We start from the raw sequence: 13,802 nt of genomic DNA, 5'->3' as shown, positions 1-13,802 counted from the left end.
ATACAAAAGTAGGGAAGTATAATACATTTTGACGGAGATTATAGCTCGGAAGGATATTCTTCATTTATTAGCTCATCAACAGTTTTAATTGTTTCTTGATTTTTTATTTTGTTTAAAATTACTTGAGTTTCTCTATATTCCATCGCTTCTGGGATTGTAGAGAATTCTGCTTTAAAACCTAACTCTTTTATTTTAGATTCAATTTCTTCTAATGTAGCATTGAAAAATTCTCGTCTATAATTTAGCATATTGACTTTTTTTTCTGCAAATGCTTGGTGAAGTTCGTATTCCAGAGTACGGGCTTCATCCGAATATATCATAGCATGAATGTCAAACTGAAAAGGAACTGATGCATCGCCTAACTCTCTAACACGATCCGATGGTTCTAATCGTCGTGTCATGCCTATTTTATATATATTCTCTCCAAAAGAGCCAATATTCGATATTATATACACATGCCCCCTTTTCGTTTGCTGTGCCATTGATAAGGCTCTTTCCTTTTTTAAACGAGCTTCTTCAAGCTGGGCTTCTAAAGTTTCAATTTGTTTTTTTAATTTTTCTTGTGACTCTAAGTCAGCTAGACCTAATTCCTTTTGTACTTTTTCTAGTGCTTTTTGAAAATCAGCTTCTTTTTTTGCAGCTTCTTTTTGTGCCTTTTCAAATTCTCTTTTAGCTTTCTCTTCTTCTCTTAATTCTTCTTGAAGAGCTCTCATTTTCTCTTTCTCTTCTTGTCTTTTTGCTTGATATTCGTATTCTAATGTTAGCTCATCAATTTTTAGTTCAAAATATTTATGGCTTATAGATATGGCATTTCCTTCACCTAATTTATTTATTGATTCAAATGACTTTCTAATTCTTTCTTTTATCTGGTTTATGTTATTCCATTTTACTTTTGCTATTAGCGAATCGCTTTCACCATTAAAAGCTCGTAAAACAAGTTTAATAAGTCTTTTTGTAGAAGATTTTCCTTTTGAAAAACTACCGTCGATTGTCCAATTGACACTGCAGGTTGCGGCTGTTTCAGATTGTATCATTTGTTTTTGTTTATTCTTGATGTTGTTTAATTCTTCACGATAGTCATCAGATTTTTCAAAATCATAAACAGGCTCATAGACTCCATATTCAATAAAATCCATTTTATTTTCATATAGATTTATGTCCTTTCTTAGTCTTGAATAAACTTCTTTTGAGCTTTGATAGTTAGATTTTAAATCTGAGTATTCAGATTCTAAAGAGTTAATCCTTTCCTGTTTTTGATTAATTAAAAGATTTAACTCTTTTTCCTTTTCGACGATTTGATCTTTGAATTCGTTTTCTTTCTTTATTACTTCTTCTTCAATGTTTAATAAAGGTTTATAGCGCTCAATAGTAGTTTGTAAGGTTTTAATTTGCTCTAATTCTTTTTTCTTTAAAAAATCAAAAAATCCCATAATGTAAGGTGTGTTAGTTTTTATAAACTTAAAAAAAATCTTAATAAGATTAAACAAAAAAACCGTTCCAAAAATTTTGAAACGGTTTTTTAAACTTTATTCGCTGATAGCGTTTCCTTTGCTATCAAAAAAGTGGTATTCTAAATACGTGTAAGCGTCACGTGGTATGATTTTCACCCATTTTTTATGTTCAAAAAACCATTTTGAACGTATAGATGGAAAACCTTTGGTAAGGTATGCTGCCACAAAAGGGTGTGCGTTAAGCACTATTTTTTTATGGCTTTTTACAATTCTTTCTAATTCGGCCGTGATACGGTCTACAACCAGTATAGGGGCTTCAATTTCCCCGGCAACCTTGTTAGGGTTTTCTTCTCTGGTTTTAATATTAACCTCAGGCCGTACACGTTGCCTTGTAATTTGGATAAGCCCAAATTTACTAGGAGGCAGGATCTTGTGTTTGGCTTTATCGTCGCTCATTTCCTGTTTAAGGAAATCGTAAAGGGTTTTTCGGTTATCCGGATTAGACATGTCTATAAAATCGACAACTATAATTCCGCCCATATCCCTTAACCGTAGCTGCCTTGCAATTTCTGCAGCAGCAATCAGGTTTACTTCAAGTGCTGTGTCTTCCTGGCTTTGTGCCTTGTTAGAGCGGTTGCCACTGTTTACGTCTATAACGTGCAGTGCTTCGGTATGCTCTATAATAAGGTAGGCACCTTTGCTCATGGAAACGGTTTTTCCAAATGAAGTTTTAATTTGCCTTTCAATATTGTATTTTTCAAATAGAGGCAAATCCCTGTTCTGGTATAGCTTAACGATATTCGCTTTTTGAGGAGCTATCTCCTGCAGATAGTCCTTTGTTTGATAAAATAGGTCCTCATCATCAACATAAATACCGGTAAAGGTATCGTTGAATATGTCCCTTAGCATAGAGGAAACCTTGTTTACTTCGCCCAAAACTTTAGAAGGGTGGTGGGCTGTAGGGATACGTTTACACATTGCAATCCATTTGTCATGCAAGTTTTGTAAATCTTTATCCAGTTCGGCTACTTTTTTGCCTTCGGCTACTGTTCTCACAATAACACCAAAACCTTTTGGTTTGATAGACAGAACCAGTCTTTTTAATCGGTCTTTTTCTTCTTTGGAGTCAATTTTCTGTGAAATTGAAACCCTGTCTGAGAAAGGAACCAGTACAACATATCTTCCGGCCAGTGAAAGCTCTGAGCTTATCCTTGGGCCTTTTGTAGATATGGGTTCTTTAACTACCTGAACCAAAACCGACTGATTAGCGCTCAATACATCTGTAATGGCTCCGTCTTTGTCGATCTCTTTTTCAAAAGGGAAGTTTTTAAGGGTGAAATCTTTTATTTTACCTGCGCTTACAAGTTTTATGAATTTTAACAGGGAGGGCAAATTAGGCCCCAGGTCATGATAATGTAAAAAGGCATCTTTTTCAAAGCCTACATTTACAAAGGCGGCATTAAGGCCGGCAACCGGTTTTCTTATTTTGGCTATAAATATATCGCCAACAGAAAACTTGTTTTTATCTTCCTGTTCCTTGTGTAATTCAATTAGTTTTCCATCTTTTAATAAGGCAAAATCTACGGCTTCTGAACTGGATCTGATAATTAATTCCTTGTTCACACTGTACATTTTTATCCGCACATGGTTAAGAGGTTTCCCGTTACTGGTTGTCGTTTTGTATTAGGAATATAAAACGCCGAACACGGAACCCGAAACTACCAACTCTATACAGATGGATTAAACAATAATTTTTTTACAGGTATAAATTACCCGGCGGCTTTTTAAAATTTAGGCTAGAAATAGATTTTAAACGGGGTTTAGAGTCTATTGTGTTGTGCCTTAAATTTTTATGTAAAGCCAATATCAATGAACTTAATTCTTAAAAAAGAAAAAGTAGTATTAAACTACTTTTTCTTTTTGTGACGGTTAGCTCTCGCTCTCTTTTTACGTTTGTGAGTCGCTACCTTATGTCTTTTTCTTTTTTTACCACTTGGCATAGTGTTAAGGTTTTGTGATTAATAATTAGTTTACTTTGACTTCAGTATTCATTTTTACTCCGTCAATGAATATTTTTGCTGGTTTAAATGCCGGAATGTTATGTGCAGGGATTTTAATGGTAGTGTTTTTAGAAATGTTTCTACCGGTTTTCTCGGCACGGGTTTTAATAATAAAGCTACCGAAACCTCTTAGATAAACATTATCTCCGGTTTCCAGGGAGTTTTTTACTTCTTCCATAAAAGACTCAACTGTTGCTTGTACATCACCTTTTTCAAGACCCAGTTTTTCCGAGATTTTCGCTACGATGTCTGCTTTCGTCATTTTTATTCTTATTTATAAGTATTTAGATATTTTACTTGTCCAAATTTTTGAGTTTGCAAATATATGAATTAAAAAAACAATTATTCAATGTTAATGTATTAAAATTTAATAACATAAACTTTTACTTTTGTTGGCTAATAAGTAATAATGGTTTTTTATAAGTCTCTAATTCAGTGGTATTTACAAAATAAGCGCGATTTGCCGTGGCGAAAAACTGACAATCCTTATTTTATATGGCTGTCAGAAATTATGCTTCAGCAAACGCGGGTGGCTCAGGGTTTACCCTACTTTTTAAGTTTTACCAAAGCTTTTCCAACCGTGTTTGATCTGGCAAATGCACCAGAAGAAAAAGTGCTTAAACTATGGCAGGGACTTGGCTACTATTCCCGTGCACGTAACCTGCATGCTACCGCTAAACAAGTAGCTTATAACCTTGACGGAAAATTTCCTGCTACTTATAAAGAGCTTTTAAAACTAAAGGGTGTGGGTGATTATACTGCAGCAGCCATTGCTTCTATATCCTATGGTGAGCCTGTACCTGTGGTAGATGGTAACGTGTATAGAGTACTGTCGCGTTATTTTGGTGTGGATACCGATATTTCTTCAACTCAGGCGAAAGCCGAGTTCAGGGAGCTTGCCGGTTCCCAGTTACCTAAAGATAATGCTGCCGACTTCAATCAGGCAATTATGGAGTTTGGTGCCCTGCAATGCGTGCCTAAAAGCCCTGATTGTGCCAACTGTATTTTCAATGCTAACTGTGTGGCTTATGCTACGGGCAGGGTAAGTGAGTTACCTGTTAAACTTAAAAAGATAAAAGTCACCAATCGCTACTTCAATTATTTAATAGTTAAAGATGCCAATGGTAATTCGCTTATGCAAAAACGTACTGCAAAAGGGATATGGTATAACCTATATGAATTTCCGCTACTGGAAACTGTAACCGAAGTGCCCGAAAAAGAAACGTTTCAGTTAATAAATACTTTTCCCGGATTTGATTTTCCGGTAACCGATATAAAATTACTTACCCCTGTAAATGTGATTCATAAACTTTCACACCAACACCTACATATCAGGTTTTGGGAGGTGAGTACCAATAATGTAGTAAAAAATGCACTTTCCCATAGTGAATTGAGGGAGCTGCCTGTCCCTGTGGTTATCCATAATTTTATAGATAAGCATTGGGTATAGTAACTAATTTTTAGTATTTTTGAGTAAACACAGTAAAAGCCATGAACGGAACGTTAAATAAAGTTATGCTTATAGGGCACTTGGGAGATGATGTAAAATTACATTACTTTGAGGGAGGTAACTGTATAGGCAGATTTCCTCTTGCTACAAACGAGGTGTATATAAACAAACAGACTAACGAGAAAATTACTTCTACCGAATGGCATAACCTTGTGGTGAGGAATAAAGCGGCAGAGATTTGTGAAAAATACCTTACCAAAGGAGATAAAATTTATATTGAAGGCCGTATTAAGTCGCGCCAATGGCAGGCTGAAGACGGCAGTACTAAGTATACAACGGAAATTCAGGTTACCGAGTTTACCTTTTTAACCACTAAAAAGGATATTGAAGGCAATGGTGGTGGTAATGCCCAGGCTAAGCCTAATTATGGTAACACACAGGGAAGCGAACCTGCAAGGAACGCAAATCCGGCACCGCAAAATGTACCGGCTCCTGATGACGACCTTCCGTTCTGATTGTTTAACTAATTTGCATTATTTTGGATCCTGACCCCTCGAGTTACTTTCAAGATTATAACCTTTTTATAGGTGCAGCAGGGATACTTATCCTGCTAATATGTTCCGCTTACATGTCGGGAACAGAAGTAGCCATTTTTTCACTAACACCAAACGATCTTGATAAGATCAATGAAGAGAATCCTAAAAAAGGGAAGCTTCTCTCTACTTTGCTTGATAAGCCTAAAAAGCTACTGGCTACCATAGTTATTACAAACAATATTTTTAATCTGGCGGTAATTATCCTGTTCTTCAGGTTGTCGTCTAATTTGTTTGCTAATGTAATTTCGCCTTTTCTTAGGTTTGGGCTGGAAATACTTTTGGTAACTTTTTGTATGTTGTTGTTTGGTGAGGTAATGCCTAAGCTGTATGCTTCCAGAAACAGTATTCGTTTCTCACAGCGTATTGCCTATCCTTTATATTTACTTAATATACTACTGTCCCCTATAAGTGTGCCTATGCGTGAGGTAACACTGGCACTTAACAAGAGGTTTGGGAATAAAAAAACCAACTTCTCTGTAGATCAGCTTTCGCAGGCGTTAGAGCTTACTGATTATGGTGATGCTACGCAGGAGGAACAGAAGATATTACAGGGGATTGTGTCTTTTGGTAATACCGATGTGAAACAGGTAATGTGTCCGCGTATAGACATATTTGCACTGGAGATTGAGGAAACCTTTCAGGAGATATTTCCTAAAATTATAGATAAAGGCTTTTCAAGGATTCCTGTATATAGTGATAATATTGACCAGATTGAAGGGGTGCTTTTTGTGAAGGATCTTATTCCACATATTGATAAAGATGAGTTCAATTGGCAGGAAATAATAAGGCCGGCATTTTTTGTGCCCGAAAACAAAATGCTCGACGATTTACTTAAAGAGTTTCAGGTAATGAAAAATCACCTTGCTATTGTGGTAGATGAGTACGGAGGAACATCGGGGCTTATTAGTCTGGAAGATATTCTTGAGGAAATAGTAGGAGATATTAGCGATGAATTTGACGACGAAGATATTATATACTCTAAAATAGATGATAACAATTACCTTTTTGACGGAAAGATAAGTCTGAAAGATTTTTACAGGATTACCGATGCTAATGAAGAGGAATTTGACGATGCAAAAGGTGAAGCCGAAACCCTGGGTGGGTTTATTTTAGAGATATCGGGAAATTTTCCTAAAAAAGGACAAAAAATTAGTTTTAATGGCAATATATTTACCGTCGAATCTGTTGATAAGAGAAGGATTAAACAAATTAAGGTTACACTTATATAATGAATACCATTAAAAGATTTTTTGCTTTAGGAGTGCTTCTTCCGGCAATCGCAGTTTTTACATCGTGTGGAGAAGATGTAGTGCCTAAGCCTGAAGCTTATTTAAGGCTTGATTATCAGGAAGCTGATTACATGATGTATAATGAAGACTGTGCTTTTAGTTTTGCAGCTAACTCTAAGGCTACTATAGTGGATAAGGGTAATTGCAATCTGGATATTCGTTATCCTGATATGAAAGCTACAGTTTATCTTACTTACAACCCTGTTAATAACGATTTGAATAGACTTTTAAGAGATGCTCAAAAACATACTTACGAGCACGTTATAAAAGCCGATGGTATACAGGAGCAGCCTTTTATGATTCCGGAGAAAAAACTTTACGGGATGTTTTATCAGGTAGGGGGAGATGCGGCTACAAATGCCCAGTTTTATGTAACAGATAGTGTGAGCCATTTTGTGAGCGGATCGCTATACTTTTATGTAAAACCTAATTACGACTCGTTAATGCCTGCGGCAAACTATATAAAGAACGATATGCGAACTTTAATGGAGAGCATTCAATGGAAATAAAAAAAGCGGCTTAATAGCCGCTTTTTTGTTTATATCGTTTAAAAGAAATTACATTTTGCTTTCTTTCTTAGTTTCAGATGAGCATTTTTTAGCTCCGCCACAACAGCTTTTACCTTCTTTTTTCTCACCAGAAGTACATGATTTACCGCCTGCTTTCTTAGTTGTTGTTTTCGCTTTTTCTTTTTCCTGGTCTACGCTGTAGTAAGCTTTATCTCCCGAAGATTTTACATCAGATACTTTGTAAGCACCATCAGCAATACCTTCAACTTTAGTAACTAATGTTTCAGGAGTTTGCTTTGAAGCGTCAAACGATACCGTAGCTGTTTTGCTTTCAAAATCAACCTTAGCATCCTCTACGCCTTCCATACCTGCAAGTTTGCTTTCAATTGTGGCAGCACATCCCTGTGGGCAGGTCATGCCGTCAATTTTAAAGGTTGTAGTTTCAAGGTTAGCAGCTGTTTCATGAGCTGTTGCCGTAGTATCATTAGTAGTTCCTTCCGGAGCTTCCATGTTGTTTTTAGCATTGTCTTTACAGCTTGCAAAAAGGGCGGCTGTTAGAGCAAAAAATGCAATTTTTTTAATACTGTTCATAATGTATACTGTTATAGTTAATAAACTCGTGTAAAAGAGTTTACAAAAATATGAAAAAACTATTGTCGGGTAGTTTTAAATAACGGATTTTTGGACTCAAATAAGTTAAAAAGTATGCAGTCTAAAAATTTAAAATGGTATTTGCTAATAATATTAGCATGTGTATGGGGTAGTTCGTTTATACTCATGAAGCGTGGCCTTGAGGGATTAACCGCTTCTCAAATGGGGGCTTTGCGTATTATTTTTTGCGGACTGTTCCTTTTAATAATAGGTTTTAAGAGTCTTAAAACAATTCCGTTGGGTCTGTGGAAATATATTGCTCTTACAGCGCTTGTAGGTACGTTTATGCCTGTTTTTTTGTTTGCTGTGGCGCAAACCGAGATAAACAGTTCGGTAAGTGCTATACTAAACTCGTTAGTGCCGCTTAATACGCTTGTTATGGGGGCGCTGCTATTTGGTTTACAGTTCCAAAGGAGGCAGTATTTTGGAGTTGTTATAGGTTTAATAGGGAGTATACTGCTTGTGTATAACGGCGCAATGGATAACCCAAATCAAAATTACTTTTATGCTTTGTTTGTTGTTGTGGCTACTATATGTTATGCTCTAAATGTAAACCTGATTAAGAAATACCTGTCAGATTTGAGTCCGCTTAGTATTAGCGTAGGTAACTTTTCGGTAATGCTTATTCCGGCTATAATTATATTGTTTTGCTCGGGCTTTTCAGATGTTGTGGTAAATCCAGAAGCGCAAAAAGCCATGATGTATATTGCTATACTAGGGATAGTAGGTACAGGTATTGCTAATATTGTTTTCTTTAGGCTTATACAAATGTCTTCGCCTGTATTTGCATCATCGGTAACTTATTTAATTCCGGTTGTGGCATGTATATGGGGTCTATTGGATAATGAGTCGTTAAGCCTTGCACAGGGCTTTGGGGCACTTATAATTTTAGTAGGAGTATATTTCTCAGCGAGGAAATAAAGTTTATAATTACATAATAAAAAAGGCTGCCAATAGGCAGCCTTTTTTGTATATCAAAAATCTTTAATGATTATTGGAAGTCAGCATCGCTAACACCTTCATTGATTTTAGCTTCAGATACAGTCATTTCTATTTCCATACCAGGGCCCATTGTTAGGCCTCTTTTAAATGGAATTTTAATTCCTTTAACTTCTTTATAGTCGCTGTAGGTAGAAGTTTGTGAAGCTTTTTGCCCCATTTGTTCAACTTCAATTACTTCAGCAATTTTTAAACCTGTTTTAACGTCAAAGTAAAGTGTAGTTTTGTCGTTTTTAACAGCATAAGCATCAGTACCGTTGAAAGATTCTATTCCTGTTAAAGTGATATCATTATTGCTTAACAGAGAAAGCTCATCAAAAGGAACTGCACCTTTTCTCATGTCTTCAAGTTGTTCTCCTTCAATAGGCATTTTTTGCCCCTGCTGAATCATGTAGCCTTCTTTGTCGTTAACAACCTGTTTCATGATGCTCATGCCCATAGCTGTTATTTCAAAAGCCATTTTGTGATCTGCAGATGTTTTTACAACCATATCAAGAGTAGTTCCCTGTATAGTACCACTTGCTTTAGTGTAAAGTGTTTTTACTTCTTTAAGAGCTTTTTCACCACCAATAGCGTTAATGTATCCTTCTACAACAGTTTTAGCAGTTACACCTGCAGGAACCGGTTTGTTAAGTACAGGTTTTGAAGCAGGAGCACCAAACTTGTCGTAGTAGTTAATAGGAATTTTACGACTTTCAAGTCCCGGTAATACATCGGCAGCTTTACCAACAATAACGATTCTTGAGTTGTTAACCTTGAAGTATTTCTGAGCAGCATTTCTGATGTCTTCCGGAGTTACCGCATTAATGTTTTTAATGTAGTTCTCGTAGAAATCTTCAGGAAGGTTTTGAGTTTCTGTTCTTAGAGCGTAACCTGCAACTGTAGATGGTTTTTCAATCTGCATTACAAAGTTACCTATGTATTTAGCTTTAGCATTTTTAAGATCTTCCTCGCTTACAAGGTCAGTTCTTATTTTCTTAAGCTCGTTTAGTATCTCGACAACAGCACTGTCAGTAACGTTGTTTCTTACAGATGCAGTAGCACGGAAAGAAGTAACACGTTTGTTAGCTCCAAGAGAAGAGTAAGAACCATAAGTCCATCCGTGAGCCTCACGAAGGTTAAGGAATAAACGGCCTTCACCACCACCACCAAGAATTTGGTTAGCAAGTATAGCAGCAAAGTAATCTTTGTCAGTCATTTTAAGTGTAGAAACGTTTACTACAGAGATTTCAGACTGTACAGCGTTTGGCATATCGACAAAGTCGATTTGAGTGTACTGAACATCTTTAGGATCAGTGTAGCTTACATTTGGAGCAACAGCAGGTTTCCAAGAACCGAATAATTTCTCTACCTGTTTTTTAACGTCTTTTACTTTAACGTCACCTACTACTACAAGGTAAGCATTACCAGGAACGAAGTAAGTGTTGTAGTTGCTGACAACATCATTAAGAGTAACGTTGTTAAGTGTTTCTTCGGTTACATACTCACCGTTAGGGTGGTTTTTACCGTAAATTAAAAGATCTGTAACTCTTGACGATACAGCAGGAACGCTTTTCTCGTCAGATTTAAGACCTTCAATCATTTTGTCTCTTTGCTTGTCAAACTCTTCCTGAGTAAACACCGGGTTAAGGGCACCGTCTGCCATTAACTCAAGTATTCTGTTAGAATATTTTGAAAGTCCGCCTCCTGAAGCACCACTTGCCCAGAAGTTGATGTTAGCACCTAAAAAGTCAATTTCTTCATTGAATTTCTCTTTAGATATTTTTTTAGTACCGCTACCTATTACAGCACTTAAAAGGTCTGAAACACCTTTTTTGCTTCCTTCAGCATAAGGAGCGTTGTCCATTGTAAGGGTGTAAGATACTCTAGGTAGTTTGTGGTTTTCCACAACAAGTACTCTTAAACCGTTTTTAAGTTTAAAAGTTTCAGGTTTACCCACGTTTACTGTTGGGGCAGGACCTGGTTGTGGCATTGGTCTGTCTTGAGCCTGCATTGAAGTCACTGATAAAAACAAGCCGGCTAATATATATATAACTTTTTTCATGATATTTCTGTATGCTTAGTTTTGTGCTTTATCTGTAGCTGGAACGTAATCAAGAATTAATCTTTGGTTAGGGTTAAGATATTTCTTAGCCACTTCTCTGATTTCTTCTCTTGTAATGCTTTGGTAAATACTGTTTTCAGTATTGATAAGGTTAACATCACCGTAAAGAAGGTAGTAAGTTGCAAGATTTTCTGCAACACCCTCTATGCTTGAGTTACTGTTAACATACTGACTTTCGTACTGGTTTTTAAGCTTTTGCATTTCGTTCTCAGAGATAAGCTCAGTTTGAAGCTTTACGATTTCTTTATCCGCTTCCGCAACAAGCTCTTCAGCAGTGTGTCCCTGCATTGGGATACCGTAAATGATGTAAGAGCCGTAGTCTTCCTGATTGTAACTGAAAGCGCCCATTTGAAGTGCCATTTTCTCTTCGTCTACAATTCTTTTGTACATTCTTGAGCTCTTACCGCCACTTAATAGCGTAGAGATCATGTCAAGTACTCTTGCATCTCTTGTTTTCATAGAAGGAGTTCTGTAAGCAGCAACAACCATTGGAAGCTGAATATTAGGATCTTCATATGTAGCGTGAATAGTTTCTTTAATAGGAGCTTCTTCAAAATGCTTACGTGAAATAGGTGTTCCTTTAGGTATAGCGCTAAAGTACTGATCTATCCATTTTTTAGTTTGGTTGATGTCAAGGTCACCAGCTACAACTAAAACGGCATTGTTAGGAATATAGAATTTTTTGTTGAAAGCCTGGAACTCCTCAAGAGTTGCGGCATCAAGGTGGTCCATAGAACCAATAGTAGCCCACTGGTACGGGTGAACTTTAAACAGGTTCTTTTTAACCTGTGCAATAAGGTTGCCGTAAGGCTGGTTGTCTACACGTAGTCTTTTTTCTTCTTTTACTACCTCGTTTTGAGTATCAACACCAATTTGGTTGATTACCGGGTGCATTAACCTTTCAGATTCCATCCAAATGGCAAGCTCAAGGTTGTTAGAAGGGAAAACTTCGTAATAGTACGTTCTGTCGTCAGAAGTATTGGCATTGTTGTTCCCACCATTAGCAGTAACTATTTTAAACCATTCGCCACGGGCGATGTTTTCTGTACCTTCAAATAAAAGGTGTTCGAAAAAGTGAGCAAATCCTGTTCTCTCAGGGTTTTCATCCTTAGAACCTACGTGATACATAACTGATGTAACGATAACAGGAGCCGATTTGTCCTGATGTAGGATAACGTGAAGACCATTATCCAGATCGTATTCCTCAAATGCTACTTTTTGGGCCGAAGCTACTCCGCTAAGCATAAGAAGTGAACCCAAAGCCATTAAAGATTTTTTCATAAAAATTAATAATATTTTTGATTTTGCTAATTGGTACGCAATTTCGGCAATTTGTTACAATAAATTTTCATTTTTTTTAAATATTGATAATTAGGGGGTTACAAATATGATTTTTGACTTTGTTTTTTTGTGCTAACCTGTTGTGTGATAAATATTAAGTTGTATATTTGCAAACTCAAAAAATTAATTAAACCATATTGTTATGTACGCAATCGTAGAGATAGCAGGGCAGCAATTTAAAGTTAGCAAAGACCAAAAGGTTTATGTTCACCGTCTTGAAGGTAAAGAAGGAGATGCAATTTCATTTGCAAAAGTTCTTTTACTAGATGACAACGGAACAGTTACCCTTGGCGCCCCGGCTATAGAAGGTGCTTCAGTTGAAGCCAAAGTGTTACAACACTTAAAAGGAGACAAAGTAATCGTTTTCAAAAAGAAAAGAAGAAAAGGTTACAAAGTTAAAAATGGTCACCGTCAATCATTAACACAAATTGTAATTTCAGGAATTACAGCTGGTGGTACTAAGAAAAAGGCGACTAAAAAAGCGGAAGCTACAGAAGAATAATTAACAATTAAAAACTAAAACATCATGGCTCACAAGAAAGGTGTCGGTAGTTCCAAGAACGGTAGAGAATCAGAGTCGAAACGTCTAGGCGTTAAGATTTATGGTGGACAGGCTGCTATTGCCGGTAACATTATCGTTAGACAAAGAGGTTCTAAACACAACCCGGGTGAAAACGTTTACATGGGTAAAGATCATACTTTACATGCTAAAGTTGACGGTGTTGTTAAGTTCCAGAAAAAAGCTAACAACAAATCTTTTGTTTCTATAGTTCCATTTGAAGCTTAAGAATTTGCAACAATACAAAAGCCCACTCATTGAGTGGGCTTTTTGTTTTTAGGCACCTACCATATCATTAATTATTTGTTTCCACTTTTTAGCCAGTATCAGTTCGTCTGCAAGCTGCATGGAAACATTAGCATTATAAAACTCCAGCACTGCTGGTTGTTCACTGTTGTTTGCCGGTTGGAGTTCCAGTACCAGCCTGTTAATACGGTCTGACTTTTCCCTGCTATCGGGAGTGACAACCCTGCTTTCTTCTATTTTGTTTAAATCAATATGTTCTATAGTGTGTGCATTACTGTCGCCTTTTAAAAAGAAGAGCATACGATTTTGGGAGTCTATACCAATAGCGGCGTGTATCCAAATATCCTGTTGGTTTATTTTACATGATTTCTCTGCTGCATAATCGCTTAATGCTCCCAGTGTTTTTTTATATTTTTTATTACTGCTGTTATGTGCTATTACTATAGGTATAATGCATACTAAAAGTAATACACCACCTATTATTGCTGTACCTAAGTCCATTTTTTGAATTGTTATATGTTTATAATGAGTTTGCCATACAGTTTTT

General features: G+C 36.5%; 14 protein-coding genes. 7 read left to right on the top strand and 7 right to left on the bottom strand.

Features of this window, described 5'->3' with window-relative positions; genetic code table 11:
- Window positions 1-38: 38 nt before the first annotated feature.
- The 3 genes from V3Z67_RS04740 to V3Z67_RS04730 all read right to left on the bottom strand — a co-directional run bounded on the left by V3Z67_RS04740 (window position 39) and on the right by V3Z67_RS04730 (window position 3,773).
- Window positions 39-1,430 (bottom strand): DUF4041 domain-containing protein, encoded by a 1,392-nt coding sequence (locus V3Z67_RS04740; protein WP_330442225.1) that lies wholly within the window; start codon window positions 1,428-1,430, stop codon window positions 39-41.
- 96 nt (window positions 1,431-1,526) lie between these two features.
- Window positions 1,527-3,083 carry a ribonuclease E/G gene (locus V3Z67_RS04735; protein WP_330442224.1) on the bottom strand — a complete coding sequence of 519 codons (1,557 nt, stop codon included), beginning with the start codon at window positions 3,081-3,083 and terminating at the stop codon, window positions 1,527-1,529.
- 393 nt (window positions 3,084-3,476) lie between these two features.
- On the bottom strand, window positions 3,477-3,773 hold the full coding sequence (locus V3Z67_RS04730; RefSeq protein ID WP_035135169.1) for an HU family DNA-binding protein: 297 nt from the start codon (window positions 3,771-3,773) through the stop codon (window positions 3,477-3,479).
- Between the two features lie 147 nt (window positions 3,774-3,920).
- Here V3Z67_RS04730 and mutY point away from each other — a divergent pair, with 147 nt between their 5' ends.
- The 4 genes from mutY to gldD are packed head-to-tail and all read left to right on the top strand — an operon-like array spanning window position 3,921 to window position 7,355.
- Window positions 3,921-4,961 carry an A/G-specific adenine glycosylase gene (mutY, locus tag V3Z67_RS04725; RefSeq protein ID WP_330442223.1) on the top strand — a complete coding sequence of 347 codons (1,041 nt, stop codon included), beginning with the start codon at window positions 3,921-3,923 and terminating at the stop codon, window positions 4,959-4,961.
- Window positions 4,962-5,002: 41 nt separating this feature from the next.
- Window positions 5,003-5,476 carry a single-stranded DNA-binding protein gene (locus V3Z67_RS04720; RefSeq protein ID WP_330442222.1) on the top strand — a complete coding sequence of 158 codons (474 nt, stop codon included), beginning with the start codon at window positions 5,003-5,005 and terminating at the stop codon, window positions 5,474-5,476.
- A 23-nt stretch (window positions 5,477-5,499) separates the two neighbouring features.
- Complete coding sequence (locus V3Z67_RS04715) at window positions 5,500-6,786, top strand: gliding motility-associated protein GldE (RefSeq protein WP_330442221.1); 1,287 nt, start codon at window positions 5,500-5,502, stop codon at window positions 6,784-6,786.
- Window positions 6,786-7,355, top strand: a complete 570-nt coding sequence (gldD, locus tag V3Z67_RS04710) for a gliding motility lipoprotein GldD (RefSeq protein ID WP_330442220.1) — start codon at window positions 6,786-6,788, stop codon at window positions 7,353-7,355. The genes V3Z67_RS04715 and gldD overlap by 1 nt, the downstream gene beginning before the upstream one ends.
- Window positions 7,356-7,403: 48 nt before the next feature.
- Here the strand turns inward: gldD and V3Z67_RS04705 are convergent, their stop codons facing one another.
- Window positions 7,404-7,946 carry a heavy-metal-associated domain-containing protein gene (locus V3Z67_RS04705; RefSeq protein WP_330442219.1) on the bottom strand — a complete coding sequence of 181 codons (543 nt, stop codon included), beginning with the start codon at window positions 7,944-7,946 and terminating at the stop codon, window positions 7,404-7,406.
- A gap of 114 nt (window positions 7,947-8,060) precedes the next feature.
- Between V3Z67_RS04705 and V3Z67_RS04700 the strand changes: the two genes are divergently transcribed.
- Window positions 8,061-8,927 (top strand): DMT family transporter, encoded by an 867-nt coding sequence (locus tag V3Z67_RS04700; RefSeq protein ID WP_330442218.1) that lies wholly within the window; start codon window positions 8,061-8,063, stop codon window positions 8,925-8,927.
- A 70-nt stretch (window positions 8,928-8,997) separates the two neighbouring features.
- On the opposite strand, the gene V3Z67_RS04695 is transcribed toward V3Z67_RS04700, so the two are convergent.
- Together V3Z67_RS04695 and V3Z67_RS04690 are read right to left on the bottom strand one after the other, a co-directional pair.
- Window positions 8,998-11,049 carry a M16 family metallopeptidase gene (locus V3Z67_RS04695; RefSeq protein ID WP_330442217.1) on the bottom strand — a complete coding sequence of 684 codons (2,052 nt, stop codon included), beginning with the start codon at window positions 11,047-11,049 and terminating at the stop codon, window positions 8,998-9,000.
- Window positions 11,050-11,064: 15 nt separating this feature from the next.
- On the bottom strand, window positions 11,065-12,390 hold the full coding sequence (locus tag V3Z67_RS04690) for a M16 family metallopeptidase (protein WP_330442216.1): 1,326 nt from the start codon (window positions 12,388-12,390) through the stop codon (window positions 11,065-11,067).
- A 202-nt stretch (window positions 12,391-12,592) separates the two neighbouring features.
- On the opposite strand from V3Z67_RS04690, the gene rplU reads away from it, so the two are divergent.
- Both rplU and rpmA read left to right on the top strand, forming a co-directional pair.
- Window positions 12,593-12,952, top strand: a complete 360-nt coding sequence (gene rplU, locus V3Z67_RS04685; RefSeq protein WP_035135157.1) for a 50S ribosomal protein L21 — start codon at window positions 12,593-12,595, stop codon at window positions 12,950-12,952.
- Window positions 12,953-12,976: 24 nt separating this feature from the next.
- A complete protein-coding gene (gene rpmA / locus V3Z67_RS04680; protein ID WP_035135155.1) occupies window positions 12,977-13,237 on the top strand; it encodes a 50S ribosomal protein L27 in 261 nt (86 codons plus the stop codon).
- A 48-nt stretch (window positions 13,238-13,285) separates the two neighbouring features.
- Here rpmA and V3Z67_RS04675 read toward each other — a convergent pair whose 3' ends face one another.
- Window positions 13,286-13,756: a hypothetical protein gene (locus V3Z67_RS04675; protein WP_330442215.1), complete on the bottom strand. Its 471-nt coding sequence runs from the start codon at window positions 13,754-13,756 to the stop codon at window positions 13,286-13,288.
- Window positions 13,757-13,802: the final 46 nt, after the last annotated feature.

It is taken from the genome of Flavobacterium sp. C4GT6, assembly GCF_036347315.1.
GTDB lineage: Bacteria > Bacteroidota > Bacteroidia > Flavobacteriales > Flavobacteriaceae > Flavobacterium.
Note: the sequence above shows the minus strand (reverse complement) of the source record. Positions and strands in the feature narration are given on the sequence as shown.

Coding starts and splice junctions, on each gene's coding strand:
- rplU (WP_035135157.1), top strand. CDS start 12,593: ATGTACGCAATCGTAGAGATAGCAGGGCAGCAATTTAAAGTTAGCAAA.
- V3Z67_RS04705 (WP_330442219.1), bottom strand. CDS start 7,946: ATGAACAGTATTAAAAAAATTGCATTTTTTGCTCTAACAGCCGCCCTT.
- V3Z67_RS04735 (WP_330442224.1), bottom strand. CDS start 3,083: ATGTACAGTGTGAACAAGGAATTAATTATCAGATCCAGTTCAGAAGCC.
- V3Z67_RS04690 (WP_330442216.1), bottom strand. CDS start 12,390: ATGAAAAAATCTTTAATGGCTTTGGGTTCACTTCTTATGCTTAGCGGA.
- gldD (WP_330442220.1), top strand. CDS start 6,786: ATGAATACCATTAAAAGATTTTTTGCTTTAGGAGTGCTTCTTCCGGCA.
- mutY (WP_330442223.1), top strand. CDS start 3,921: ATGGTTTTTTATAAGTCTCTAATTCAGTGGTATTTACAAAATAAGCGC.
- rpmA (WP_035135155.1), top strand. CDS start 12,977: ATGGCTCACAAGAAAGGTGTCGGTAGTTCCAAGAACGGTAGAGAATCA.
- V3Z67_RS04675 (WP_330442215.1), bottom strand. CDS start 13,756: ATGGACTTAGGTACAGCAATAATAGGTGGTGTATTACTTTTAGTATGC.
- V3Z67_RS04740 (WP_330442225.1), bottom strand. CDS start 1,430: ATGGGATTTTTTGATTTTTTAAAGAAAAAAGAATTAGAGCAAATTAAA.
- V3Z67_RS04730 (WP_035135169.1), bottom strand. CDS start 3,773: ATGACGAAAGCAGACATCGTAGCGAAAATCTCGGAAAAACTGGGTCTT.
- V3Z67_RS04720 (WP_330442222.1), top strand. CDS start 5,003: ATGAACGGAACGTTAAATAAAGTTATGCTTATAGGGCACTTGGGAGAT.
- V3Z67_RS04700 (WP_330442218.1), top strand. CDS start 8,061: ATGCAGTCTAAAAATTTAAAATGGTATTTGCTAATAATATTAGCATGT.
- V3Z67_RS04695 (WP_330442217.1), bottom strand. CDS start 11,049: ATGAAAAAAGTTATATATATATTAGCCGGCTTGTTTTTATCAGTGACT.